This is a genomic window from Neobacillus dielmonensis (assembly GCF_000612665.1).
Classification (GTDB): domain Bacteria; phylum Bacillota; class Bacilli; order Bacillales; family Cytobacillaceae; genus Neobacillus; species Neobacillus dielmonensis.
The window spans coordinates 212,347-235,170 of sequence record NZ_HG942066.1 but is presented as its reverse complement, the minus strand read 5'-3'; the positions used below and the strand labels follow the sequence as shown (position 1 = coordinate 235,170).

The window sequence follows — 22,824 nt, the reverse complement described above, 5'->3', positions numbered from 1 at the left end:
TCTTCTATCTTATATAACGAACATATAGTCCACAAAATGTTCGTCAAAATTGCACCTGTTTTCTTCCTTTTTTACCCACTTTTATTCAATATTCCCAAGTGTTCTCCTCGTTTTCTCCCTCTTCAAAAAATTTTCATAATTTTTTTATTTCAGATTTATCCTTAATCTATCAATGTTGTAAACGCTACCAGTTTTTCCGATTTGTTTGAATTGTCAGATTTTTATATTGACCATGTTTGGAATTGGTTGTATGATTATCGTCAATAAGTACCTATAGAGTCATAAACCCGTTATTGATCATACTCCATTTGCCTTAGGGCTTGGCTGTATTTTTAACTAAGGTTTAATGATTTAAAGTGTCTTTTGACTAAAAGGAGTGGTCATGTTGGGAAGTCAATGGATATTCATTGGCGGAGATTTCGTCAAGAAAGAGGAGGCTGTCATTTCGGTTTTTGATCATGGCTTTTTGTATGGTGATGGCGTATTTGAAGGTATCCGAGTTTATGCCGGCAATATTTTCAGACTTGAAGCCCACCTGAAAAGACTATTTGAATCAGCACAATCCATTATGCTTAGGATTCCGTACACGAAGGAAGAGATGACGCAATTAACCATTGATACAGTTCGAAAGAACGAGCTGCAAAGTGCCTATATTCGCGTCGTGGTATCCCGAGGTAAAGGAAACCTAGGATTAGACCCATCTTCCTGCTCCAATCCAAACGTGATTATTATTGCAGAAGAATTAACCATGTTTCCGAAAGAATACTATGAAAATGGTATAAAAATTGCCTCTGTTGCAACCAGAAGAAATCGTCCGGATGTACTTAGTCCACAGATTAAATCACTGAACTACTTAAATAATATTCTAGTTAAGCTCGAAGCCACTCAAGCCGGAGTACAGGAAGCACTGATGATGAATGACGAAGGCTATGTAACAGAAGGATCGGCTGACAACATCTTCATTGTGAAAAACAATGTAATCTATACTCCTCCAGTCTACTTAGGGGCTTTGGAAGGCATTACCCGCAATGCCATCATCGATGTGGCAACGGCCAACGGGTACGAAGTAAAAGAAACCCCGTTCGGACGTCACGATGTCTATGTTGCGGATGAAGTCTTTTTAACAGGAACCGCAGTCGAGGTCATCGCCGTTATTAATGTCGATGGTCGTACCATTAGTGATGGAAAGCCCGGCACAGTAACGAATGCACTCTTGGAGGAATTCAGAAAATTGGTTACAACCGATGGAGTGGCTTGTTACCCGGAAACAGCAAACCATGCCATTGTTAGTTAGGAGATAGAGATATGCGAAGCGATATGATTAAAAAGGGGATTGACCGTGCTCCCCACCGCAGTTTATTATACGCAGCCGGTGTTAAAACAAGCGATTTAGATAAACCGTTTATCGGTGTCTGTAATTCCTACATTGACATCATTCCCGGCCATAAACACCTAAATGTCTTTGGTGATATTGTCAAAGAAGCGATCCGTGAAGCAGGCGGTGTACCATTTGAATTTAACACGATTGGCGTAGATGACGGAATCGCAATGGGACACATTGGTATGCGCTATTCCCTGCCAAGCCGTGAAATTATTGCGGATAGTGCTGAAACCGTTATTAATGCCCACTGGTTTGACGGTGTGTTTTACATTCCAAACTGTGACAAAATCACACCAGGAATGCTGATGGCTGCCGTAAGAACCAATGTCCCTTCTGTATTTGTTTCGGGCGGTCCGATGGAAGCTGGAAGAACTGCAGCAGGAAAACCATTATCTCTCACCTCTGTTTTTGAGGGAGTCGGTGCTTATCATAGCGGGGCAATGAGCCAACAAGAGTTATTAGAAATTGAAAATAATGCCTGTCCGACATGCGGATCATGTTCAGGAATGTTTACAGCAAACTCCATGAACTGTCTCATGGAAGTTTTGGGGATGGCCGTTCCAGGTAACGGCACAATCGTAGCTACTTCCGAAGAAAGACATGAGCTAATCCGGAAGGCTGCCAGATATTTAGTCGAGCTAGTTAAGAAGGATATTCGCCCACGTGACATTGTTACCCGCGAAGCAATCGATAATGCTTTCGCTCTCGATATGGCCATGGGCGGCTCTACCAATACCGTCCTGCATACATTAGCCATCGCTCATGAAGCCGGTATTGACTACGATTTACGTGATATTAATAAAATAGCTGAACGAGTCCCTTACTTGGCAAAAATCATGCCTGCATCTGATTATTCTATGCAGGATGTCCATAATGCTGGCGGTGTCAGTGCCATCATCAATGAACTTTACAAAGTGGAAGGTGCTCTTCACAAGGACTGCTTAACCATTACAGGAAAAACACTTGAAGAGAATGTCAAGGAAGCTGAGATTACCAATACAAATGTGATTCGTACAAAAGACAATCCATATAGCCAAGTCGGCGGGCTATCCATTCTATATGGAAATATTGCCCCAGACGGCGCGGTTATCAAGGTTGGTGCTGTGGATCCATCCATTAAAACATTCTTGGGTGAAGCCATCGTGTTTGAGTCACAGGATGATGCACTAGAAAGTATCAACAATGGTACAGTTAAATCTGGTCACGTTGTGGTTATCCGCTATGAAGGCCCTAAAGGCGGACCGGGCATGCCAGAAATGCTTGCCCCTACTTCTGCCATTGTCGGCCGCGGTCTTGGAAAAGAGGTTGCTCTTATTACAGACGGGCGTTTTTCCGGAGCCAGCCGTGGAATTTCAATTGGCCATATCTCTCCTGAGGCAGCTGAAGGCGGACCAATCGCTTTAGTTGAAAATGGAGACAAAATTCTAATCGACCTTGAGGCTCGCTCCATCGAACTCCTTGTTGATGAAGCAGAATTAGCTGAAAGACGCAAAGCATGGGTGCAGCCAGAACCAAAGATTAAATCTGGTTATCTTGCAAAATATGCAAAGCTTGTTACTTCTGCCAATACCGGCGGCGTAATGAAAATATAATGAGAAAAAGGAATCCCTAGGGTCTATCAAGGGTTTAGGCTCCCTTTTAAAGCCGAGATCCTAGGTCTTTCTCTCAGGCAGAACCTTTGAAAACTTTATAAACAAAATCGATGACGGGAATAAAGGAATAGGAAATTGTATTTTCAGAGAGCTGGGGTTGCTGTGAGCCCAGTAATACAATCTATTCTGACATCATCCCTGAGTGTTATTCTGAACAGTGGTAAACTTAGTAGGCTTAACCGGGTGTTTATAGATTGAACACCTGTTACAAAAAGAAGCGTTGTTCATTATTTGTCGCTTCATGAGGCAGTATTCGTAAGAGTGCTGTAAATCCGGGTGGTACCGAGAAAAGACCTTTTCTCCCCGACTATTCTGCTTTTGTCTTGTAATGGCAGTTTATTTGGAGAGGATAGGTCTTTTTTAATGTGTGCATTAAGGATTTCTTAGATAGGCTTACCCTTATCTTTATTTTTCAGAACTTTCAAATACCCTAAGGAGGGAATACGACGTGAAAGTAGAAGCAAAGCTGGAATTCCAACCCAGTACAGAGCCAAAAATCGGTGCAGACCTTCTTATCAATCTTTTGATAAAAGAAGGTGTTGATACCATTTTTGGGTATCCTGGAGGTGCTGTCTTACCTATTTATGATGGCATTTATCGGGCAAAAGGCAGAATTAATCATATCCTCTTCCGTCATGAGCAAGGTATGATTCATGCTGCAGAAGGTTACGCCCGAATTACCGGAAAGCCTGGAGTCGTGATAGCAACTTCTGGTCCGGGAGCAACCAACCTGGTGACTGGAATTACAGACGCAATGATGGATTCCCTGCCTCTAGTTATTTTCACTGGTCAGGTGGCCCGTTCCGTTATTGGAACAGATGCTTTCCAAGAGGCAGATGTTATGGCGATCACGACGCCAATTACAAAACACAATTATCAGGTTCAAGATATAACCGACCTGCCAAGAATTGTGAAGGAAGCTTTTCATATTGCTTCTACCGGAAGACCAGGTCCTGTTCTAGTAGATGTTCCTAAGGATATCTCAGCAAGCATTTTAGATAGTGATGTACCTGAGGATGCATGTATTGATTTGCCGGGGTACCAGCCTACGCTGAAGCCTAACCCTTTACAAATCAGAAAATTGGCAGACACACTGGAAAAAGCAAGCAGACCTGTCATTTTGTCAGGTGCAGGTGTTCTCCATGCCCATGCTTCAGACGAATTAACGGCTTTTGCCGAAAAGCATCAACTTCCGGTGGTAAATACCCTGCTTGGGCTAGGAACATTTCCGGCTGACAGCCCTCTCTCTTTGGGAATGGGCGGGATGCATGGAACTTATGCTGCCAATATGGCTCTTTATGAATGTGATTTGCTCATTAACTTTGGCGCTCGTTTTGATGACCGCTTAACAGGCAATCTCAAACACTTTGCTCCAAATGCTAAAGTCGCCCACATTGATATCGACCCTGCAGAAATTGGCAAAAACGTTCCAACGCAAATCCCAATTGTTGCGGATGCAAAGGAAGCATTAAAGGAGCTGTTATCACAAACCAATGCATCTCCCGAACACGGATCATGGCTTGAAAAACTGACAAATTACAAACAGGAATATCCGCTTTGGTATAAACTGGACCCTTCCGGCATGAGCCCACAATGGCTCATTGAGGCAATTCATAAAGCAACTAAAGGTGAAGCCATTGTAGCGACAGACGTCGGGCAGCACCAAATGTGGGCCGCACAATACTACACCTTTAACAGACCGCATCGTTGGATTACTTCCGGTGGTTTAGGAACAATGGGATTTGGCTTTCCGGCTGCTATTGGAGCACAGGTTGCCTCACCTGAAAGTACAGTTGTCGCGATTGTCGGTGATGCAGGTTTTCAAATGACTTTACAAGAACTTTCAGTCATTTATGAACAGAACTTGCCAGTAAAAATCTTCATCGTCAATAACGGAGCACTTGGAATGGTTCGCCAATGGCAGGAGCTATTACATGGAAATCGGATTTCTGAATCCATTCTTGGCAGCCAGCCAAATTTCGTCAAGCTCGCTGAAAGTTATGGCATCCGCGGGCAAAGAATTGATACCCAGGAAGACCTAATTGCCTCCCTTCCTGAACTTATTGCTTATGATGGGCCGTTGCTAGTCGATTGCCGTGTCATGCAGCAGGAAAAAGTGTTTCCAATGATGGCCCCTGGCAAAGGTCTTCATGAATTGATTGGAGTGAAACCAATATGAAACGAATCATAACGCTGACAGTCCGCGACCGCAGCGGCGTCCTCAATCGTGTGACCGGGCTGCTCCAAAGAAGGCAATTCAATATCGCCAGCATTTCTGTTGGTCCAACTGAAACAGAAGGTGTCTCCAAAATGACACTTGTTGTTGAAGTGGAAGACGAACAGCGCCTCGAACAGGTTACAAAGCAATTAAACAAGCAAATTGATGTTTTAAAAGTTTCCGATATTACCGATAAGGCGATTGTCGTTCGGGAGCTGGCATTAATTAAGGTCTCCTCAAGTGCCCAGCTTCGCAGTGAAATTAATGGCATCATTGACCCATTCCGGGCATTGATTATCGATGTCAGCAAAGATAGCCTTGCAGTCCAAATTACGGGCCGGCCAGATAAGATTGACGCTCTAATCGAATTGCTCCGGCCTTATGGAATCAAAGAAATTGCCAGAACCGGGCTGACCGCCTTCCAACGCGGGCATCAGCCGCAAGTAAACGATATACCATCTTACACACTACTAAAATAACTAATAGACCTGAAAGGATGATTTATAATGGTAAAAGTACTTTATAACGGAGATATTCAAGAGGATGTTTTACAAGGTAAGAAAATCGCGATCATCGGTTATGGCTCTCAAGGTCATGCTCATGCCCTTAACTTAAAAGAAAGCGGCTTTGATGTAGTTGTTGGATTACGTGAGGGCAAGTCTTGGAATAAAGCAGTTGAAGATGGCGTTGATGTTCGTTCCGTTGCCGAAGCAACAGCAGCAGCTGACATCGTTATGATCTTACTTCCGGATGAAATGCAGCCAAAAGTTTACGAGGAAAGCATCAAACCAAACTTAGAAGCAGGTAATGCTTTAGTTTTTGCTCACGGATTTAACATTCATTTTAGCCAAATCGTTCCTCCTGCTGATGTGGACGTATTCTTAGTTGCACCAAAGGGTCCAGGACATTTAGTCCGCCGTACTTTCACTGAAGGCGCTGGAGTACCTGCTTTATATGCGGTTTATCAAGATCATACTGGTCAAGCACGCGATGTTGCTCTTGCCTATGCGAAAGGAATTGGTGCAGCTCGTGCAGGTGTATTAGAAACCACATTCCAAGAAGAAACCGAAACAGACTTATTCGGAGAGCAGGCTGTCCTTTGTGGCGGAACTACTGCCCTAATCAAGGCCGGTTTCGAAACACTTGTGGAAGCAGGTTATCAGCCTGAAGTGGCTTACTTCGAGTGCCTGCATGAATTGAAATTAATCGTGGACCTTTTATATGAAGGCGGCTTGGAAAACATGCGTTACTCGATCTCTGATACCGCTCAATGGGGAGACTTTGTTTCCGGTCCGCGCGTAGTGAACGAAGAGACCAAAGCACGCATGAAAGAAGTATTAAAAGATATCCAAACAGGTAAATTTGCTCATGGCTGGATTCTAGAAAACCAAGCGAACCGCCCACAATTCAACGCGATCAACCGCGCTGAAAATAATCACCAAATTGAAAAAGTTGGCCGCGAACTTCGTGCATTAATGCCATTCATTAAGAAACCAATTAATGAAAAGAAAGAAGTGGTGGTAAATGGTTCACGTTAACATCTTTGATACAACCTTACGCGATGGCGAACAGTCCCCTGGTGTAAATTTAAACCAGCTTGAAAAGTTGGAAATTGCCAGACAGCTCGAACGGTTTGGCGTTGACATTATGGAGGCCGGCTTTCCGGCTTCCTCTCAAGGAGATTTTGAAGCGGTAAGAGCCATTGCCAGAACAATTAAGAACTCTTCCGTTACAGGTCTTGCAAGGGCAACAAAGTCGGACATCGACATTGCGTGGGATGCCTTAAAAGATGCAGCGGAACCAAGATTGCATGTTTTCATTGCTACCTCCCCTATCCATATGCAGTATAAGCTGTTAAAAACACCGGAGGAAGTCATGCAGACTGCCGTAGACATGGTCACTTATGCAAAGAAGAGATTTCCTCATATTGAGTGGTCAGCTGAGGATGCATCAAGATCGGACCTGGATTTTCTAGTTCAAATCATTACAAAAGTTATTGATGCCGGAGCAACCGTCATCAATCTTCCGGATACAGTTGGTTATACCACGCCTGAAGAATATGGCCGTATGTTCCGCTATATAAGAGAAAATGTCCCGAATATTCATAGAGCTGCCCTCTCCTGCCACTGCCATGATGACCTGGGAATGGCCGTCGCCAACTCCCTGGCCGCCATCGAAAATGGCGTAACCCAAGTAGAAGGCACCATTAATGGAATCGGCGAACGGGCCGGCAATGCTGCTTTGGAAGAAATAGCCGTTGCCTTAAATATTCGGAAAGACCGGTATCCTTATACTACTAATCTCGTTTTAAAAGAAATCAAACGAACTAGCGATCTAATTAGCCGGTTTACCGGCATGAAAGTTCCGGGAAACAAGGCTGTTGTCGGAAAAAATGCTTTTGCGCATGAATCCGGTATCCACCAAGACGGCGTCCTGAAAAATGCTTTAACCTATGAAATTATTACACCTGAACTGGTTGGTGTATCCTCTAATGATTTAGTGCTTGGCAAACATTCAGGACGCCATGCCTTTAAAGATAAAGCCGAACAGATGGGTTTTGACTTATCAGCAGAAAAATTGAATGAGGCTTTCCAGTCCTTTAAACAACTTACGGACCGTAAAAAAGAAGTAACGGATGAAGATTTATTTACAATTTTAACCGATATTCAAACCTCAGCAGTTGATGTAAAAAAATATGAGCTTGTGGCATTCCAAGTCCAGTATGGGTCAGCTAACCTGCCCACCGCAACAGTGGCTCTGACGACTCCTGAAGGTGAAAAGGTAGAAACTGCCCGCACTGGCTCGGGAAGTATAGAAGCTCTATTTAACACACTAGATGCTCTTATTAAAGAAGAAATTCATTTAACCGATTATAGCTTAAGTTCAGTTGGACGTGGACGCGATGCCCTGGCAGAGGCACATGTAAAAATGACAGTGAATGGTACTAATGTCAGCGGCCGCGGCTCTGCACAAGATGTACTTGAAGCATCGGGAAGGGCATTTTTAAATGCCGTCAATCGGATGTTTCTCAATCAAAGAACAGGTGTGAAAGAACCTGCAGTATTATAAAGGAGGGCAGCAGTCCTGCCCCCCTCCCTTTTCCAAAAAAATTAAAATATAAGGAGGCTGCTTCTAGTGAAAAAACAAATTGTTTTACTTCCCGGTGATGGTATTGGCAAGGAAGTTATGAATGCGGCTCGTGACGTGTTAACAGCCATTGCGGAAGAATATAATCATACTTTTAGCTTTGAAACCCATGAAATCGGAGGAGCGGCCATCGACCTTTATGGCACTCCGCTTCCCGAAACCACAGTCGACGCTTGTAAACAGGCAGATGCCGTTCTGCTTGGAGCAGTTGGCGGCCCAAAATGGGATAACAACCCCTCCCATCTACGACCTGAACGGGGTCTGCTGGGAATCAGAAAAGCCCTTGATTTATATGCCAATTTGCGCCCAATCAAAGGATTTAAAAATCTGCTCCATGCCTCGCCATTAAAAGAAGAAGTAGTTGCTGGAAGCGATCTCCTTATTGTTCGTGAGCTAACGGGCGGACTTTACTTTGGGACGCCAAGTGAACGGCGGGATAACGGCCAATCTGTGGTTGATACCCTTTCCTATACCCGTAAAGAAATTGAACGAATCATAGATAAAGCTTTCCAAGCTGCCCAGGGAAGAAGCGGACGCCTTGCTTCAGTAGATAAAGCAAATGTCCTTGAATCTAGCAAACTATGGCGCGAAATTGTGGAAGAGAAGAAAGCCCAGTATCCCGATGTTACAGTGGAACATGTCTTAGTAGATGCTGCAGCAATGAAGTTGATCACCAATCCAACCCATTTCGACGTCATTGTGACAGAGAATATGTTTGGCGACATTTTAAGTGATGAGGCCTCCGTATTGACCGGATCACTTGGTATGCTCCCTTCTGCCAGCTTAAATGAAAGCGGCGTGGGGCTCTATGAACCGGTTCATGGTTCTGCACCGGATATTGCAGGCAAGGGAATCGCTAATCCGACAGCAATGATCCTGTCAGCTGCTCTGATGCTGCGTTATTCATTCGGCCTAGAAACTGAAGCCAAATTAATTGAGGATGCTGTTCAGTCGATTCTTGATGCCGGTTTCCATACTGCCGACCTACAGGTAAAAGATGGACGGAAAGTCAACACAACCGAAATGACAAATCTGATTGTCGATTATATCCGTACACTCAACACATCTAAATGCATTGCGAGCTGTTACTATTAAAAAATGAATCTGGGTAAACTGGGTGAAGTAATCCCGGTTTACCCTTTCCATTATTAAACTCTGTGATTCGCAAATAAAAACCGGGAATTCGCAAATAAAATGTTGAAATTCGCAAATAGAACCTAGAAATTCGCAAATAAAACTACTAAATTAGCAAATAAACCATGTTCCCGGCAGTTTAAATTCAAGAAGGCCTAATAATACAGCCAAACTGCTATTTCGAGAACCTAGCAATACTGGCTTTTTTCCAGAAAATCTAGAAATGTGAGGAAGGAATCTATGCAAACACCAAAAAATATTGTTCAAAAAGTTTGGGAACAGCATGTAGTCCATCAAGAAAACGGAAAACCGGATCTGCTTTACATTGACCTCCATCTTGTTCATGAAGTTACTTCCCCCCAGGCTTTTGAGGGTTTACGCATGAACGGCCGTAAAGTCCGTCGTCCGGACTTAACATTTGCCACGATGGATCATAATGTGCCTACCCGCCAACGCCAAGTAATCAATGACCCTATTTCCAAAAACCAAATCGACACACTTGCGCAAAACTGTGACGAATTCGGTATTACATTAGCAGACATACATCATCCTGATAACGGAATCGTCCATGTTATCGGACCTGAACTAGGTCTCACTCAGCCAGGCAAAACGATTGTCTGCGGTGACAGCCATACTTCCACTCACGGGGCATTTGGAGCTCTAGCTTTTGGTATCGGCACCAGTGAAGTCGAGCATGTATTGGCAACACAGACACTCTGGCAAGCACCTCCAAAAACCTTAAATGTGAAAGTGAATGGCCGGCTTGGGACAGGCGTAACCGCAAAAGACTTAATTCTAGCCGTCATCGGTAAATTCGGTGTGAAATTCGGAACAGGGTATGTCATTGAATATACCGGCGAAGCCATCCGTGAAATGTCTATGGAAGAGCGCATGACCGTCTGCAACATGTCTATCGAAGGCGGTGCGAGAGCAGGTCTAATCTCTCCTGATCAAACAACGATTGACTACTTACGCGGACGACGCTACGTGCCTCAAGGAGAAGCTTTTGAACAAGCTGCAGAAAGCTGGCTGGCATTAGCAACTGACGAGGGTGCATCCTACGATGATGTCGTGGAAATTGACGCTGCTGAGGTAGAGCCGCAAGTCACTTGGGGCACTAACCCAGGTATGTGTATTCCGGTTACAGCTAACGTACCAAGTCCAGAACAAGCAGAGAAAGCGAGCGAACAGGATGAAATCAAACGGGCACTCGAGTATATGGGTCTAGAAGCTGGCCAGCCGATCTCAAGTGTGAAAATTGACCATGTTTTCATCGGATCTTGCACAAATTCACGTTTAAGTGACCTGCGTAAAGCTGCAGCAGTGATTCAAGGCAAACAAGTGAACCCTTCCGTTAAAGCGATTGTAGTTCCAGGGTCTTTCAGTGTAAAGCTAGCTGCGGAAGAAGAAGGATTGGACCAAGTATTTAAAGAAGCTGGTTTTGAATGGCGCGACTCCGGATGCAGCATGTGTCTTGGCATGAACGATGATATCATCCCTTCTGGCGAACGCTGTGCTTCAACATCCAACCGGAACTTCGAAGGACGCCAAGGCAAAGGGGCACGCACTCATCTTGTCAGTCCGGAAATGGCTGCTGCTGCCGCAATTGCCGGCCATTTCGTTGATGTTCGCGAGTTTACTGCACAGGAGGTTATCTAACCATGGAAGCGTTACGTATACATCAAGGCCTGGTTTGTCCATTAAACCGGACAAACATTGATACAGACCAGATTATTCCTAAACAATTTTTAAAACGAATTGAGCGAAGCGGTTTTGGACAATTCCTGTTTTACAACTGGCGTTTTGATGATGAAGGAAATCCGAGTCCGGATTTCCCTCTGAACGCCCCAAAATATAAGGGTGCTTCGATTTTAGTTGCCGGCGAAAACTTCGGCTGCGGCTCCTCTCGGGAGCATGCCCCTTGGGCCATCCAGGATTTTGGCTTTAAAGTCATCATTGCTCCAAGTTATGCCGATATTTTTAAAAACAACTGTGTGAAAAATGGCATTCTCGCCATCCAGGCCACAGAAGAACAAGTTCAAACCATTATCAAAAAGGCTGATACAGAGGGATACTCATTAACTGTCAACCTGGAGGAACAAATGGTTTCAGACAGTGAAGGATTCCAATTCACATTCGATATCACTCCTTATCCAAAAGAAATGCTGTTGAATGGCTGGGACGAGATTGGGGTTACCTTAACGTATGAGGATAAAATCAAGCAATATGAACTTGCCCGTTAATAAAACAAGCTTGGGGACTCCCAAGCTTGTTTTCATTCCATTTCTTCGAAAATATTTTTGGTTACTGCTTCTTTATTAAACGTAAGTACCTCTTCAGTCGGCTGGTAGGACTCACCATAAAAGTGTTTATCTTTATAGGTATGAATTCCTTCATAGGTCTTTTTCATTGCTTCAAAAATCATTTCTTCTGATTCATCATTTGGCGCCCAATAGAGTATTTCCATTTTGTTAATCTCATTGGTTGCTAACGACCGTCGCTCATACCCAATCGATTGTGCATGTTCAAAGCCTTCCCGTTTATAAAAGCGCAATCTCTTTTCAGTATCGCTGTCTTCATAATTGACGGGCTCCACTTCCAAAATTATTGGTTTACCTTTTCGTTTCAATTTTTTGAGCAATTGATGTCCCAGCCCCTGCCCACGGGATTCCTTCGAGACAAATAAGTAATCAATAAAAATGAAATGCTCTCCTTCCACATACATTAAAACATGATGCGGCCCCTCATCTTTATGATAGATATCCGATCGCTCTTTAAGAAGCGTTTCCATATGTTCTCTTGATTTCATTTCTTCTATGGGAAAGTATTGGTTCAGTTTTTCATACCAATGCATAGAGTACGGCTCCTTTTCAGGAATTAAAATTCAGGCAGTTGATCTAAATTGTTCTCCTTCACACCATCAGGCTCACTGCGTATAATATCTCTGCCATATTTATGGAACACATCGATATGGGCAATCATACCGGCTTTTGCCTCATCCAGAGCTGTCAGATAATCGAGCTCACGCCCCGTATTGGTCTTAAACGCAATAATGTCCCCATCTTCATTTTTTCTTACTGCAACAACTTCTTCTTTGCCACCCTGGCTGCCATTACCAGCCTCTATTCGTGCCTGCTGCTCCCCTTGCTGCTTATATTGTTGATAAACTTGTTCAAAATTTTGTTGATCCATCTGTTCCACCTCCGAACATTTGGTAGTATTTTTATAAATTTAAAAATTATCCTCTTTTTATTTATAGGAGTATAATTAGTATGTTAGGAGGCGTTTTATAATGGAAGTTTTTGGAGAACAGGTATGGTTTTACATGAAAGACCATGAGCAGCAAGGACCTGTCGGCACATTTGAGTTAGAAAAATTGTTGGAACAAGGGGTCCTAACTGGGAATTCAATGGTTTGGACCAAAGACATGGACAGCTGGCAGATGGCAAGACTAGTAAAACCTTTTGAAGGTCTCAAATTTTCAGGAATCACAGACGGGCAGGACTTGCAAAAATCGTTGAAGGCAGAGCTAAACGGAAGGCCGTTTGTCAGATTTCTCGCCAGGCTTTTCGATCTTTCCGTTTTTTCTTTAATCTTTATTGCACTTACTGCTATCATCTCCCCGAAATTAATCTTCGAATCTTCTCATCTTTTTATGATTATGGCAATCCTCATTCTTTATATTATAGCAGAGGCATTCATCCTCTCTATTTTTGGGAATACATTAGGTAAAACCCTACTGCATACAAAGGTAAAAACCGTTGATGGACGGCCCATTAATTTTTTTACCGCTCTCAAAAGAAGCCTATATGTTAATACGGCTGGACTTGGACTTGGTGTCCCGATACTTAATGTAATTTGTTCACTTTTTTCTTACTTTGATTTGAAAAAGCATGGAGCTTCACAATGGGATAAACAATTCGGAACAGTGGTTTTATATGGACACGTCAATTTTTCCAGGATCCTATTGGTCAGTCTCCTCCCTGTTGCATTGCTGATTGTCGGTTTTGTCATATAATTCAACATAAATCAAAGCCCCGTTTATCCAATGGAGGCTTTTTTTATTTAAGGGACATTTCTGGGCTATAATATTTTTATCAAAACGGTTGGAGTGAAAATAATGCTTGATTTCGATAAAAACTATAACCCAAAGCAGAATGCTGGGCTCCTGAACCAGCTATCAGGCATGAAATTTGACCTAAAAGCTGCCGTGGAGGAAACGGTGGCACTCTTCAAGCAATATTCGGCATTGCCACCTAAGACAGACACAATTAAGACCTCAGCAAGCATAAAACCAAAGTGGACAGAAGCGCTGCACTTGTTGTTAGCAAAACGGGCGGAGTTACAGGATCCTTCCCTGATTTCTGTGGACGAAACAGGAAATGTCTCCCCAGAATGGAAGGAACACTTGGATAAGGAATACCGTCTATTACATAACACCATCACAAGGGAAGTAAATCTATTAGATTACGGTGCAATTGGAGATGGAAAAAACGATTGCACCGCAGCCTTTAAAAAGGCAATCGGGCGCGGGAGAGTAAGAGTGATTGTGCCTAAAGGAGTATTTATCACCAAAGAAATCCGGCTTCCGTCATGGACATGCCTGATTGGAGCTGGGAAAGGACAAACAATCATTAGATTACATGAAAATGCGCATAAAAGGACCAGGCTGGTTACCAATGCCAATCATTGGCGGGGAAACCACCATATCTGCGTTCAAGATTTAAGTCTCGATTGGAATGCAGAAAGGCTTGGAAATACCGAAAAAACAAGCACGTGGGGGAACCATTCCAGCTGTTTAACCTATGCCAATGTTACCTTTGGCTGGGTAAAAGAGGTGGAAGCAATCAATGCCGGTTTACACGGGTTTGATATTTCTTCGACACTCTACAATTACGCCGGCGACGGCTGGCGCGCCCGCGGCGGCAGCAAGTTTATTTGGCTCGACAAGTTGACCGGCTATGGCTTTGGGGATGACGGAATTACTACGCACCACAGTGAGTATGTTTGGATTTCCAACTGCCACATGTGCGACCCGAGCGGTCGTGCCCATCAGAAGGGATTTTCCAATTCCAATGGAATTGAAGTTGATGATGGCTCATGCAATATATTGTTAGTGAATAATTCCACTGCTCGCTGCTTTGGCGGAGTGGAAATAAAAGCCCACCAAAACTCGTCAGCCGCATCGAGCATTCAAATTGTTGGCCATATTTCTGTCCATGACAACCGTTCCTTCAACTTCCGCCATATTGGACATCATAAAATCACCGATTCTATGTCAAAAACAGCACGGAACATCCTTGGTATCAATCTTGTAAGCTTCGCCCCCGTTCCAACGGAACTCTATAAAGGGTCTACACCGCGTGGATTAGTAGTATCTGCCTATCACAATGTTGTACTTAACCATGTAACCTTTATTGGCGACGGCGACCCTAGATGGGAGACTCCAGACCAGCCCATTGCCGCTATCCAATATCGTGCCGAAAACGTCATCTTAAATCATTTTGCATTTAGGAATTTTAAAAATGCTTCCGCCGGGATCAAGGTGTTTGGCGGGGAGAATCATGCTGATACTGTGCAAATTATTAACGTCTATCATGATTTTATGAATGCAGATGCTGTAGTTCAAGTTGGTTCCAACGTCCGGAACATCAAAATAGAAAATATCCACCAAACTATAAACGGAAAATATAGTTAACTAGGTCTAATGAAAAAAGCGCCAATTTTATTTTTGGCGCTTTCCTTCTTTCTCCACTATGATTCCATCCACAAGCTTTTCAGCCGCCCTTCGATAGAGATTACTCATATTGGCTAGTGAAGCAATCATCAATACCTGCTCCAGGTAATTGGAATCATCTGCTTGAGTATCTTCTATTTCTGCTGAAACTTCTTCAGCTCGTTTTTGTACATCCATTTTCAGTGCAGCTGCATTCTTGCTAGAAAGATTTACATAGCTGTTATAAAAACGATCTAAGTCGATATTTTCTTTAACAATCCGCTTATTTAACCCATCAAGTGTGGTCTTGATATCATTTATCGAAAGTGCCCCTTTTAACTGGTAAATCAGACTGATAAGTATCAGGTGCTCTTTTGAATATTTTTTATTTTGAATGGGAAACATCAGCTTTCCTTTTGCGTAATTGTTAATCATTGTTTTCGTTAAAATCTTTTCCTCGTCATTCCGTTTGGTTTCGGCAAATTTATTTTCGAATAACTGGATGACTTGGTCCATATATAAATCGATTTCCGGTATTTCCTCTAAAAATAAATTAACGTCTAAGCCAAGCTGTTCTATTAACTGATTAATATACTCCATAATATGACCTCATTCATTCTTTGTATATTGTTTATTATACAGAATTACATTTTCGTTGACTAGATAACAAAACATCTGTATTATTGTATGTAGTTATCAATACTACATGATGTTTTGGAGGAGCCTATGATATGAACAGCTACATACGTGAACCTATTAATGGATTGACCCATTTAGCCGGTGCCATCTTAGCGTTTATTGGATTACTTGCCATGGTGATTAAAACGTCCGTTACGACCCCATCTCCGCTTGCCATAACTGCCGTGATTATATTTGGGATCAGTATGATTCTTCTTTATTCTGCCTCGGCCACTTACCATATGGTTATTGCCAAAGAGAAAGTAATTGCCTTCCTAAGACGCATTGACCACTCAATGATTTTTGTATTAATCGCAGGAACGTATTCTCCCTTTTGTTTTATAAGCCTAAATGGCAAGACAGGCGCCATTCTGTTCTCAATTATTGCAGCTGTTGCCATTTGTGGAGTCGTGTTTAAAATGGTCTGGTTTCACTGCCCACGCTGGATTTCAACTGCCCTATATATCATTATGGGCTGGGTGGTTGTATTTGTTTTCTCTCCGCTTGCAGGCCGTCTGGCCCCTGCTGGTTTGTTTCTATTAGTGCTTGGGGGAATTTTTTACACCATTGGTGCTGTGATTTACGGTGCCAAACCGAAATTTTTAAAGTTTAAGAATTGGGGATTCCATGAAATCTTCCATGTGTTTATACTATTAGGAAGTCTCGCCCATTTTCTAAGTGTCTATTTTTTTGTTATTTAATATATACTATTGGAGAACGCCCTTGCTAGACTGGGGCGTTTTTATGTAGTTTTTTTGGCCAAATTTGCCTATGTCTTCCAATTTGTCGACAAATTCCTGCCATTCAATAATTTTATATTGACTCCTATGAAAATGAGAGTTTAAATATAAAAGTTGAATTCATTGACAGAGGTGTATCTTTTTTGTTACGACTACCTATTCAAATTATTGTGATTGGCATCTGTGCAATGGTATATGGATTTGCCTATAATTCATTCCTTATACCACATCAACTATCATCAGGCGGTGTAACAGGAATAGCCTTTTTGATTCATCAGTTTGTACCAATCAATACAGGCTGGATTGTTTTATTGCTTAATTTACCTTTATTTATTTTCGGGCTAAAGTATTTAGGAAAAAGATTTATTCTGCTCACCATTTACGGTGTGACAGTTCTATCCTTAAGCATGAGGTTTTTTCCCATTCATGCCGTTTCCCCTGATATCCTATTATCGTGCATAATTGGTGGCGCGCTATATGGAGCAGCAATTGGGATGCTCATCCGCTTTGGGGGTTCAACGGGGGGAACCGATATCATTAGTTTATTTATGGCAAAAAGAAAAAACTTCCAGGTTGGCTTTTTAAATACGTGTATGAATGCACTAGTTGTCTGCCTATCAGGGTTGTTTTTCGGTTGGAATGTTACCCTCTATACGGTTATTGCCATTTACGTAGCCGGCCGGGCAGTTGATATGGTGTACACAACTCAAAATAAATTAACGTTAACGATTATTACGGAAAAGTATCAGGAGCTTAGTGATGCACTCATCCGATTACACTCTAGGGGCGTCACGATTTCCGATGCGGAGGGGGCCTATACCCACCAACCCAAAAAGGTGTTAACCACTGTTATTACGAGATTTGAGCTTAATGAAACGAAACATACCATTAAAGAGGTGGACCCAAAAGCTTTTGTCAACATCACCCAAACTATGGAAGTCATAGGCCGTTTTCGAAAAGAATAATGGAATAAGCAAAAAAGAGCTCAGGGAATGCTAAGGTAACGTTCTCCGAGCTCTTTTCATAACTAATTTTTGAAGGTAATGATAAAACAATTGTGCCTGCTTCGGGTGTGAACTTTCTTAATAACTCCGGCCGAATAATCAATTCACCTTTAATATCTTTTCCAACCTACCTGTATAAGCTAGTTGGATGGGAAGGAAGTTTTCTTATTTTCTTGTAATCTCTCCAGTTCCTCGTATAATACAACCGCATGATTATATATAGGATCCTTGGCCCCATATAGTAGCGTTACACTGGTCTTAGCTGCTTCGTCGAGCAGTTGATTTAATAAAATGCATTTCTGCTCCTCTGTACGTAGTTCCTGCAAATACCTTAATCGAAACTCAGCAAATAGCTCCGGTTTATGGCAAAACCATTTTCTAAGTTCGGGGCTTGGCGCCACATCCTTCAACCAATACGATAATTTTGCCGCCTCTTTTGAGATCCCGCGGGGCCACAGTCGATCAATCAAAACCCGGCACCCATCGGCCTCATCATAAGGTTCATAAACTCTCTTTAAGAATATACTCATTCCGAACACTCCCAGGTGCCTGGCAGCAAAATCACAGACACGCAATTTTTATGATTAATCTTCGTCTTTTACATCGATGTCCTCTGGAACTGGCTCGTTTAAATATTCTTCAACGAGCAGTTTATATTTTTCCATTTGTTTGAGATGGGTATTGAATTGTTCTTTGTAGATTAGGTATTCGCTTCCATCAAATAGTGCGCGGATTTTTTTCTGCTGAATTAACTTTTTAATCTTCTCTTCTGGCAGAACTAAATATTCAGCTGTTTCCTTGATTGTTAAATACATGTAAATAACCTTCTTTCCAAATATCAAGCTGATGGACAACCCGTCCTGCTCTTCCCTTTGTTGTAACAGCCTGCGTAAGGGAATTAAGGATGGCTTCTTCAGCTGCCTCTGCCGCAGCAGTAAACAATTGGTTCATAATCGGATGATCTTCTCGGATCTGTACCCGGCTCTCTAGGATGTCTTCTGTAAAGTGCACGACTTTATGTGATGTTGAAAAAGCGATCACAATATCACCGCTGCCGTGGCTAAAATGACTTCCCGTCCGTCCTAGACCAATTCCGCAGCGCTTAGCCATCCGCTTTAGCTGGCGGTCGTTTAAAGGAACATCTGTTGCTAGAACAATGATTATAGAACCATCTGAGGTTTCCGACAATCCTTTCTGCTTATCATATTGAAAACCGCGAAGCTCTTCTTTTCTGCCAAAGTTGGATAGAACCAGGCATCCCACTGTATAATCACCAACGATTCGTGAGGATGTGCCAATGCCCCCTTTGTGGCCAAAACAGACCATCCCTTTCCCTGCCCCGACGGCTCCTTCAGCTGCTCTCTGATCGGAGGCGTTGGCAATAGCTTCTATGGCATGCTCCGGCTTTACGGGAAATAGTCGAATAGAATTCAGGTGGCTGTCATTGCATTCTCCAACAACCGCATTGAGGGTCCCTGTTGTGTCACCTATTTCAGGGTTTTTCTCAAGCATGTACTGAAGGGTTCCCTGCGTTACGGCAGGAACGCCAAATGTATTGGTAAGCATAATCGGCGATTCGAGCAAACCTAATTCATCCAACTGCACAAGACCGGTGGTTTTTCCAAATCCGTTAATTACATAACTAGCGGCTATCACTTTTTCTTTAAACAGATTTCCATTATGCGGCAGGATGGCCGTTACTCCTGTACAAGCATATTCGGTACCAGTGTCATCAAGAGGATAGTCGAGCGTCACATGTCCGATTCTAACACCGGCTACATCGGTAATACAGTTTTTGGCTCCTGCAGGCAGTTGTCCAACAACGATTCCTTGCTCTCTTGCCTTCATCTGCCCACCCCCGGACGATGATCGAGGAAGTTTTGTGAAGCAAAGCCTTTGACTTCTTCTTCGGAATAATATTTTAACAGTTCATTAATTAAATTTTGACTCTTAGAGGCATCTTCCAAATTCAATACCAGCTGTGATGTTCCATCAAAATCTGATCCCAAGCCAATCTGCTTTACACCGCCTAAGGAACAAAAATGGTCAATATGCTTCACTAAATCACTAATGTCAGCCCTCTCAGCTTGTTTTACAAAAGGTGAATGATAAACCACATGAATTAATCCCCCATTTTGAAACATGGCACGAGCCTGCTGGTCTGTTAAATTTCGTAAATTATCACAAAGTTCTCTTGCATTTGAATGACTGGCAATTGGATATTGAGCGAGTTCCATGACGTTCCAAAATGCCTTCTCACTTAAATGGGAAACATCCGTCAGTATTTGATATTGGTTATTTAACAGGACAATTTCCCGGCCAAAACGGGTGATGCCAGCCCCCCGCGGTTCTTCGGCACCATCTGCCGCTAAATTGGCAAAATTCCACGTCAGGCCTACCGAACGAACCCCCAGCCGATATAAAGTTTCCAGCTTGGTTAAATCATTTCCAATGGCCTCCACGCCTTCTAGCGTTAGCATAGCGCCAATTTGGCCGATTTTCAAACGGTCGAAATCAGACCATTCCTTTATATGTACCATCCCCGGATTTTTACCTAATACTTCTTTATAAAAATAATTAATTTGTCCGAGTGCCGCCTGAAACATTAAATCAGCGGGAATGTTCGGCTCAATAAAGATGGCAAAACATTGTACTTTAATTTTCCCTTTGTATAACCTGGCTTTATTGGCCTGAAGCATGGGTGAATCTGCAAATCGAAGTGAGCCTTTCGCTTCCCAAAGCTTTAATAATACATCACAATGCAAATCAATAATATTCATAAAAGGCTGACTCCTTTTTTAAAGATATTTTATCATAAAAGCAGCCCTTTACATGGAAAAGAGCTAGGATTTTCATTTCCTAGCTCCGCATTAATTATAGTTCTGACTGATGCACTAAACCTTTATGGTCTTGATAATCCTGCATCGTATCAATGTCAATAAAGTCAGTCGGATTCTGACACTCTATCAAAACACCGTCTAATTGCTTGCCCTGGAGCAATTTTCTTGCCCCTTCGTCTCCCTTCAACTGGAATAACCGTGGAAGGGCACTCGGATAGAAAAGGATGGGCGGCCGTGGTATCCCCTGGAAGCTAGCAGCTATGTAGGATGAGTTTTTCCCTTCGTTTAATCGGTTGAAGAAATGCTTTAGTAACACTTGAATGGTGTCCAACGATAAAAACGGCTGGTCTGCCAACAAGATCAAAAATCCTGCTGGCTTTGCCTGGTCTGCAGCCAATAATCCACACTTTAACGAATGGGACATTCCTTGGTGAGCTTTCGGGCAGCGAACAGCCGTCCAATTATTCTTTAATGGCTCTTGAAATAAACTTGGATGGAACCAGTCAAGGCCATCTGTTTTTGTAACCACGACGAATACATGGCCCAAATCTGCTGTCACTACCTTCTTTAACAGCATACTTCCGATGGCAGTATCCCCGAGAGGCAATGCTAGTTTATGGACCCCCATTCTTCTGCTCATGCCGGCTGCAAGATAGACGACCGCTATTTGGTTATTGTTCAAATAACCCCACCTGCCATCTTTTTACTCCGATAAGCCGATTCTTCCACTTAATCACTCTCCTCCCTTTACTATGCATCAAATAAAAGACCCCCTAAAAAACAAGCAAAACCTCTCTCTATATGCAATGGATGTGTACAGTCAATCTAAACCAATCAAAAGCAAATCATCCATCAAGTTTCACTTATCATACACAAACCGCGCCCAATCCTCTACACTAACGTAACATAATCTCACACAGTTTCTCACTTCCATACCTATGCAAAAAATGTCTGTCAGATGACCTCCCAAAACACAAGAAAATAGTAGAATAATATAACTAAGCAACGAGGGGCCTGTCCACCACCACAGTGATACGTTAAACCAGCGGGGGCCTGTCCCCCACTGCAGTAATGCGTTAATACAAAAAAGGAAATCTCCTCTACTATTTTCCCCTTGGCTGTCAAGGGGACCCCTCATTTTGGTTGAGGGCCCCTTACTTCCTTTTTGATGCCTTGTGTCCTTAAGGATTTAACTTTGAGGGCACAGCTCCTTTTTCCCTCTATTAGACTACAGGAAATAAGGACAAACCCATGCTGGGCTTGTCCCTATCCTCTGGTGGTTTGGGCTCCTTCGTCTAGGCAGCCACAGAACCTTGAGTTGATTTTTTATGATGATACCAGGCTAAGAAATGGCCGCTAAGCGAAGCCAAGGTTTGTTGAAACAACATCCCAATTACAACTGGGACTGCTACGGACGCAGGAAAATAGGTAACACCAATTACGGCACCGGCACTAATGTTTCTCATGCCTGCTGAGAAAGTCACAGTGACGAGGTTATCCCAATCTTTTATCACTATCCGTCCAATTAGGAAGGAAAAGATATAGCCGGTCATGGCAATTAAAAATACAACAACCATAATGCCAAGAAGTTTAAGGTTAAAATCTTTTAAATATGGGGAAACAATGGCACCGTTCAGCATTACCACGATCCCTACACCGAGCTTTGAAAAAGGAGCAAGACGTGGTCCCCATTGCTGATGGATTTTTCCTTTGGTCAGTTGATTCAACAGCATCGCAAGGATGGAAGGGATGACCACCATCAACAAAAGTCCCTTCATTAAATCAAGATAATCCATGACAATCGTCTGCCCCACAAACAGCGAAATGGAAAAAGGCACAATTACAGGTGATAGCAACGTATCAATTAAGATGATGGATAAAACCATCGGGATGTTCCCTTTATAGATGGATACCCAAATAAAACTAGTAATCCCAGTTGGAATCACCATGACTAAAATAAGCCCAGTTATGGTATAAATATCTCCCGGAAATGCCACATGGCCGACTCCCCATGCCCAAATCGGCATAAACACATGGAGGATCAACATCGCCATAAAGATGGGAAACGGATGGGAAACTACATCTTTAATGGATTTAAAGTTCGAACCCAGACTGCCCGCAAAGGTCATGAAAGCGAAAATCCATGGAATGAGATAGGAGAAATCTTTTAGATACGCACTTAGAAGTACCCCCATCACTACACTTACCGGAGTCAGTGCTGGCATGATTTTTTCAAGAAATTTATTTAATTTTTGCAGCATTCGAGGCACCTCTTCATGTATTTTAATAAATTGATAGACAATAGGTTATTTAG

At 42.8% G+C, this 22,824-nt stretch carries 22 protein-coding genes; 13 read left to right on the top strand and 9 right to left on the bottom strand.

Annotated elements, in window-relative coordinates:
• Positions 1-385: 385 nt before the first annotated feature.
• The 9 genes from ilvE to leuD all read left to right on the top strand — a co-directional run bounded on the left by ilvE (position 386) and on the right by leuD (position 11,775).
• Positions 386-1,294 (top strand): branched-chain-amino-acid transaminase, encoded by a 909-nt coding sequence (gene ilvE / locus BN2425_RS13650; protein ID WP_042460392.1) that lies wholly within the window; start codon positions 386-388, stop codon positions 1,292-1,294.
• A gap of 11 nt (positions 1,295-1,305) precedes the next feature.
• Positions 1,306-2,973 carry a dihydroxy-acid dehydratase gene (gene ilvD, locus BN2425_RS13645; protein ID WP_042460389.1) on the top strand — a complete coding sequence of 556 codons (1,668 nt, stop codon included), beginning with the start codon at positions 1,306-1,308 and terminating at the stop codon, positions 2,971-2,973.
• 508 nt (positions 2,974-3,481) lie between these two features.
• Entirely contained in the window at positions 3,482-5,212 is a 1,731-nt protein-coding gene (gene ilvB / locus BN2425_RS13640; RefSeq protein ID WP_042460387.1) for a biosynthetic-type acetolactate synthase large subunit, read from the top strand.
• Positions 5,209-5,730: an acetolactate synthase small subunit gene (gene ilvN, locus BN2425_RS13635; protein ID WP_042460385.1), complete on the top strand. Its 522-nt coding sequence runs from the start codon at positions 5,209-5,211 to the stop codon at positions 5,728-5,730. The genes ilvB and ilvN overlap by 4 nt, the downstream gene beginning before the upstream one ends.
• Positions 5,731-5,757: 27 nt before the next feature.
• The gene (ilvC, locus tag BN2425_RS13630) at positions 5,758-6,789 is read left to right on the top strand and encodes a ketol-acid reductoisomerase (RefSeq protein ID WP_042460383.1); all 1,032 of its coding nucleotides are present in this window, start codon (positions 5,758-5,760) and stop codon (positions 6,787-6,789) included.
• Positions 6,776-8,320 carry a 2-isopropylmalate synthase gene (locus BN2425_RS13625; protein ID WP_042460381.1) on the top strand — a complete coding sequence of 515 codons (1,545 nt, stop codon included), beginning with the start codon at positions 6,776-6,778 and terminating at the stop codon, positions 8,318-8,320. The genes ilvC and BN2425_RS13625 overlap by 14 nt, the downstream gene beginning before the upstream one ends.
• A gap of 66 nt (positions 8,321-8,386) precedes the next feature.
• Positions 8,387-9,493, top strand: a complete 1,107-nt coding sequence (gene leuB, locus BN2425_RS13620) for a 3-isopropylmalate dehydrogenase (RefSeq protein WP_042460379.1) — start codon at positions 8,387-8,389, stop codon at positions 9,491-9,493.
• Between the two features lie 279 nt (positions 9,494-9,772).
• A complete protein-coding gene (gene leuC / locus BN2425_RS13615; protein ID WP_042460376.1) occupies positions 9,773-11,191 on the top strand; it encodes a 3-isopropylmalate dehydratase large subunit in 1,419 nt (472 codons plus the stop codon).
• Between the two features lie 2 nt (positions 11,192-11,193).
• The gene (gene leuD / locus BN2425_RS13610; RefSeq protein ID WP_042460374.1) at positions 11,194-11,775 is read left to right on the top strand and encodes a 3-isopropylmalate dehydratase small subunit; all 582 of its coding nucleotides are present in this window, start codon (positions 11,194-11,196) and stop codon (positions 11,773-11,775) included.
• Between the two features lie 32 nt (positions 11,776-11,807).
• Here leuD and BN2425_RS13605 read toward each other — a convergent pair whose 3' ends face one another.
• Both BN2425_RS13605 and BN2425_RS13600 read right to left on the bottom strand, forming a co-directional pair.
• Positions 11,808-12,386: a GNAT family N-acetyltransferase gene (locus BN2425_RS13605; protein WP_042460371.1), complete on the bottom strand. Its 579-nt coding sequence runs from the start codon at positions 12,384-12,386 to the stop codon at positions 11,808-11,810.
• 23 nt (positions 12,387-12,409) lie between these two features.
• The gene (locus BN2425_RS13600) at positions 12,410-12,724 is read right to left on the bottom strand and encodes a DUF3892 domain-containing protein (protein WP_042460368.1); all 315 of its coding nucleotides are present in this window, start codon (positions 12,722-12,724) and stop codon (positions 12,410-12,412) included.
• A 100-nt stretch (positions 12,725-12,824) separates the two neighbouring features.
• Between BN2425_RS13600 and BN2425_RS13595 the strand changes: the two genes are divergently transcribed.
• Positions 12,825-13,550, top strand: coding sequence for an RDD family protein (locus tag BN2425_RS13595; protein WP_042460365.1), 726 nt, complete (start codon positions 12,825-12,827; stop codon positions 13,548-13,550).
• A 102-nt stretch (positions 13,551-13,652) separates the two neighbouring features.
• The gene (locus tag BN2425_RS13590) at positions 13,653-15,230 is read left to right on the top strand and encodes a glycosyl hydrolase family 28-related protein (protein ID WP_042460362.1); all 1,578 of its coding nucleotides are present in this window, start codon (positions 13,653-13,655) and stop codon (positions 15,228-15,230) included.
• Between the two features lie 27 nt (positions 15,231-15,257).
• Here BN2425_RS13590 and BN2425_RS13585 read toward each other — a convergent pair whose 3' ends face one another.
• Positions 15,258-15,848 (bottom strand): DUF1836 domain-containing protein, encoded by a 591-nt coding sequence (locus tag BN2425_RS13585; protein ID WP_042460359.1) that lies wholly within the window; start codon positions 15,846-15,848, stop codon positions 15,258-15,260.
• Between the two features lie 131 nt (positions 15,849-15,979).
• Between BN2425_RS13585 and trhA the strand changes: the two genes are divergently transcribed.
• The gene (gene trhA, locus BN2425_RS13580) at positions 15,980-16,627 is read left to right on the top strand and encodes a PAQR family membrane homeostasis protein TrhA (RefSeq protein WP_042460356.1); all 648 of its coding nucleotides are present in this window, start codon (positions 15,980-15,982) and stop codon (positions 16,625-16,627) included.
• A gap of 182 nt (positions 16,628-16,809) precedes the next feature.
• The gene (locus BN2425_RS13575; protein ID WP_235714635.1) at positions 16,810-17,631 is read left to right on the top strand and encodes a YitT family protein; all 822 of its coding nucleotides are present in this window, start codon (positions 16,810-16,812) and stop codon (positions 17,629-17,631) included.
• A 179-nt stretch (positions 17,632-17,810) separates the two neighbouring features.
• Here the strand turns inward: BN2425_RS13575 and BN2425_RS13570 are convergent, their stop codons facing one another.
• From BN2425_RS13570 to BN2425_RS13540, 6 genes are all read right to left on the bottom strand, one after another.
• Entirely contained in the window at positions 17,811-18,200 is a 390-nt protein-coding gene (locus BN2425_RS13570) for a DUF488 domain-containing protein (protein ID WP_042460352.1), read from the bottom strand.
• Between the two features lie 54 nt (positions 18,201-18,254).
• Positions 18,255-18,485 carry an excisionase family DNA-binding protein gene (locus BN2425_RS13565; protein ID WP_042460350.1) on the bottom strand — a complete coding sequence of 77 codons (231 nt, stop codon included), beginning with the start codon at positions 18,483-18,485 and terminating at the stop codon, positions 18,255-18,257.
• Positions 18,457-19,518 (bottom strand): DmpA family aminopeptidase, encoded by a 1,062-nt coding sequence (locus tag BN2425_RS13560; RefSeq protein WP_042460347.1) that lies wholly within the window; start codon positions 19,516-19,518, stop codon positions 18,457-18,459. Before BN2425_RS13560 ends, BN2425_RS13565 begins: the two co-directional genes overlap by 29 nt.
• The gene (locus tag BN2425_RS13555; RefSeq protein ID WP_042460344.1) at positions 19,515-20,450 is read right to left on the bottom strand and encodes a dipeptidase; all 936 of its coding nucleotides are present in this window, start codon (positions 20,448-20,450) and stop codon (positions 19,515-19,517) included. The genes BN2425_RS13560 and BN2425_RS13555 overlap by 4 nt, the downstream gene beginning before the upstream one ends.
• Positions 20,451-20,544: 94 nt before the next feature.
• A complete protein-coding gene (locus BN2425_RS13550; protein ID WP_052352870.1) occupies positions 20,545-21,192 on the bottom strand; it encodes an NTP transferase domain-containing protein in 648 nt (215 codons plus the stop codon).
• Between the two features lie 613 nt (positions 21,193-21,805).
• Positions 21,806-22,771 (bottom strand): bile acid:sodium symporter family protein, encoded by a 966-nt coding sequence (locus tag BN2425_RS13540; RefSeq protein WP_042460338.1) that lies wholly within the window; start codon positions 22,769-22,771, stop codon positions 21,806-21,808.
• Between the last annotated feature and the right edge of the window lie 53 nt (positions 22,772-22,824).

Excerpts from the sequence above, each read along its gene's own strand:
- ilvD (WP_042460389.1), top strand. The coding sequence starts at position 1,306 with ATGCGAAGCGATATGATTAAAAAGGGGATTGACCGTGCTCCCCACCGC.
- ilvN (WP_042460385.1), top strand. The coding sequence starts at position 5,209 with ATGAAACGAATCATAACGCTGACAGTCCGCGACCGCAGCGGCGTCCTC.
- ilvC (WP_042460383.1), top strand. The coding sequence starts at position 5,758 with ATGGTAAAAGTACTTTATAACGGAGATATTCAAGAGGATGTTTTACAA.
- BN2425_RS13625 (WP_042460381.1), top strand. The coding sequence starts at position 6,776 with ATGGTTCACGTTAACATCTTTGATACAACCTTACGCGATGGCGAACAG.
- leuC (WP_042460376.1), top strand. The coding sequence starts at position 9,773 with ATGCAAACACCAAAAAATATTGTTCAAAAAGTTTGGGAACAGCATGTA.
- leuD (WP_042460374.1), top strand. The coding sequence starts at position 11,194 with ATGGAAGCGTTACGTATACATCAAGGCCTGGTTTGTCCATTAAACCGG.
- BN2425_RS13605 (WP_042460371.1), bottom strand. The coding sequence starts at position 12,386 with ATGCATTGGTATGAAAAACTGAACCAATACTTTCCCATAGAAGAAATG.
- BN2425_RS13600 (WP_042460368.1), bottom strand. The coding sequence starts at position 12,724 with ATGGATCAACAAAATTTTGAACAAGTTTATCAACAATATAAGCAGCAA.
- BN2425_RS13595 (WP_042460365.1), top strand. The coding sequence starts at position 12,825 with ATGGAAGTTTTTGGAGAACAGGTATGGTTTTACATGAAAGACCATGAG.
- BN2425_RS13590 (WP_042460362.1), top strand. The coding sequence starts at position 13,653 with ATGCTTGATTTCGATAAAAACTATAACCCAAAGCAGAATGCTGGGCTC.
- BN2425_RS13585 (WP_042460359.1), bottom strand. The coding sequence starts at position 15,848 with ATGGAGTATATTAATCAGTTAATAGAACAGCTTGGCTTAGACGTTAAT.
- trhA (WP_042460356.1), top strand. The coding sequence starts at position 15,980 with ATGAACAGCTACATACGTGAACCTATTAATGGATTGACCCATTTAGCC.
- BN2425_RS13570 (WP_042460352.1), bottom strand. The coding sequence starts at position 18,200 with ATGAGTATATTCTTAAAGAGAGTTTATGAACCTTATGATGAGGCCGAT.
- BN2425_RS13565 (WP_042460350.1), bottom strand. The coding sequence starts at position 18,485 with ATGTATTTAACAATCAAGGAAACAGCTGAATATTTAGTTCTGCCAGAA.
- BN2425_RS13560 (WP_042460347.1), bottom strand. The coding sequence starts at position 19,518 with ATGAAGGCAAGAGAGCAAGGAATCGTTGTTGGACAACTGCCTGCAGGA.
- BN2425_RS13555 (WP_042460344.1), bottom strand. The coding sequence starts at position 20,450 with ATGAATATTATTGATTTGCATTGTGATGTATTATTAAAGCTTTGGGAA.
- BN2425_RS13540 (WP_042460338.1), bottom strand. The coding sequence starts at position 22,771 with ATGCTGCAAAAATTAAATAAATTTCTTGAAAAAATCATGCCAGCACTG.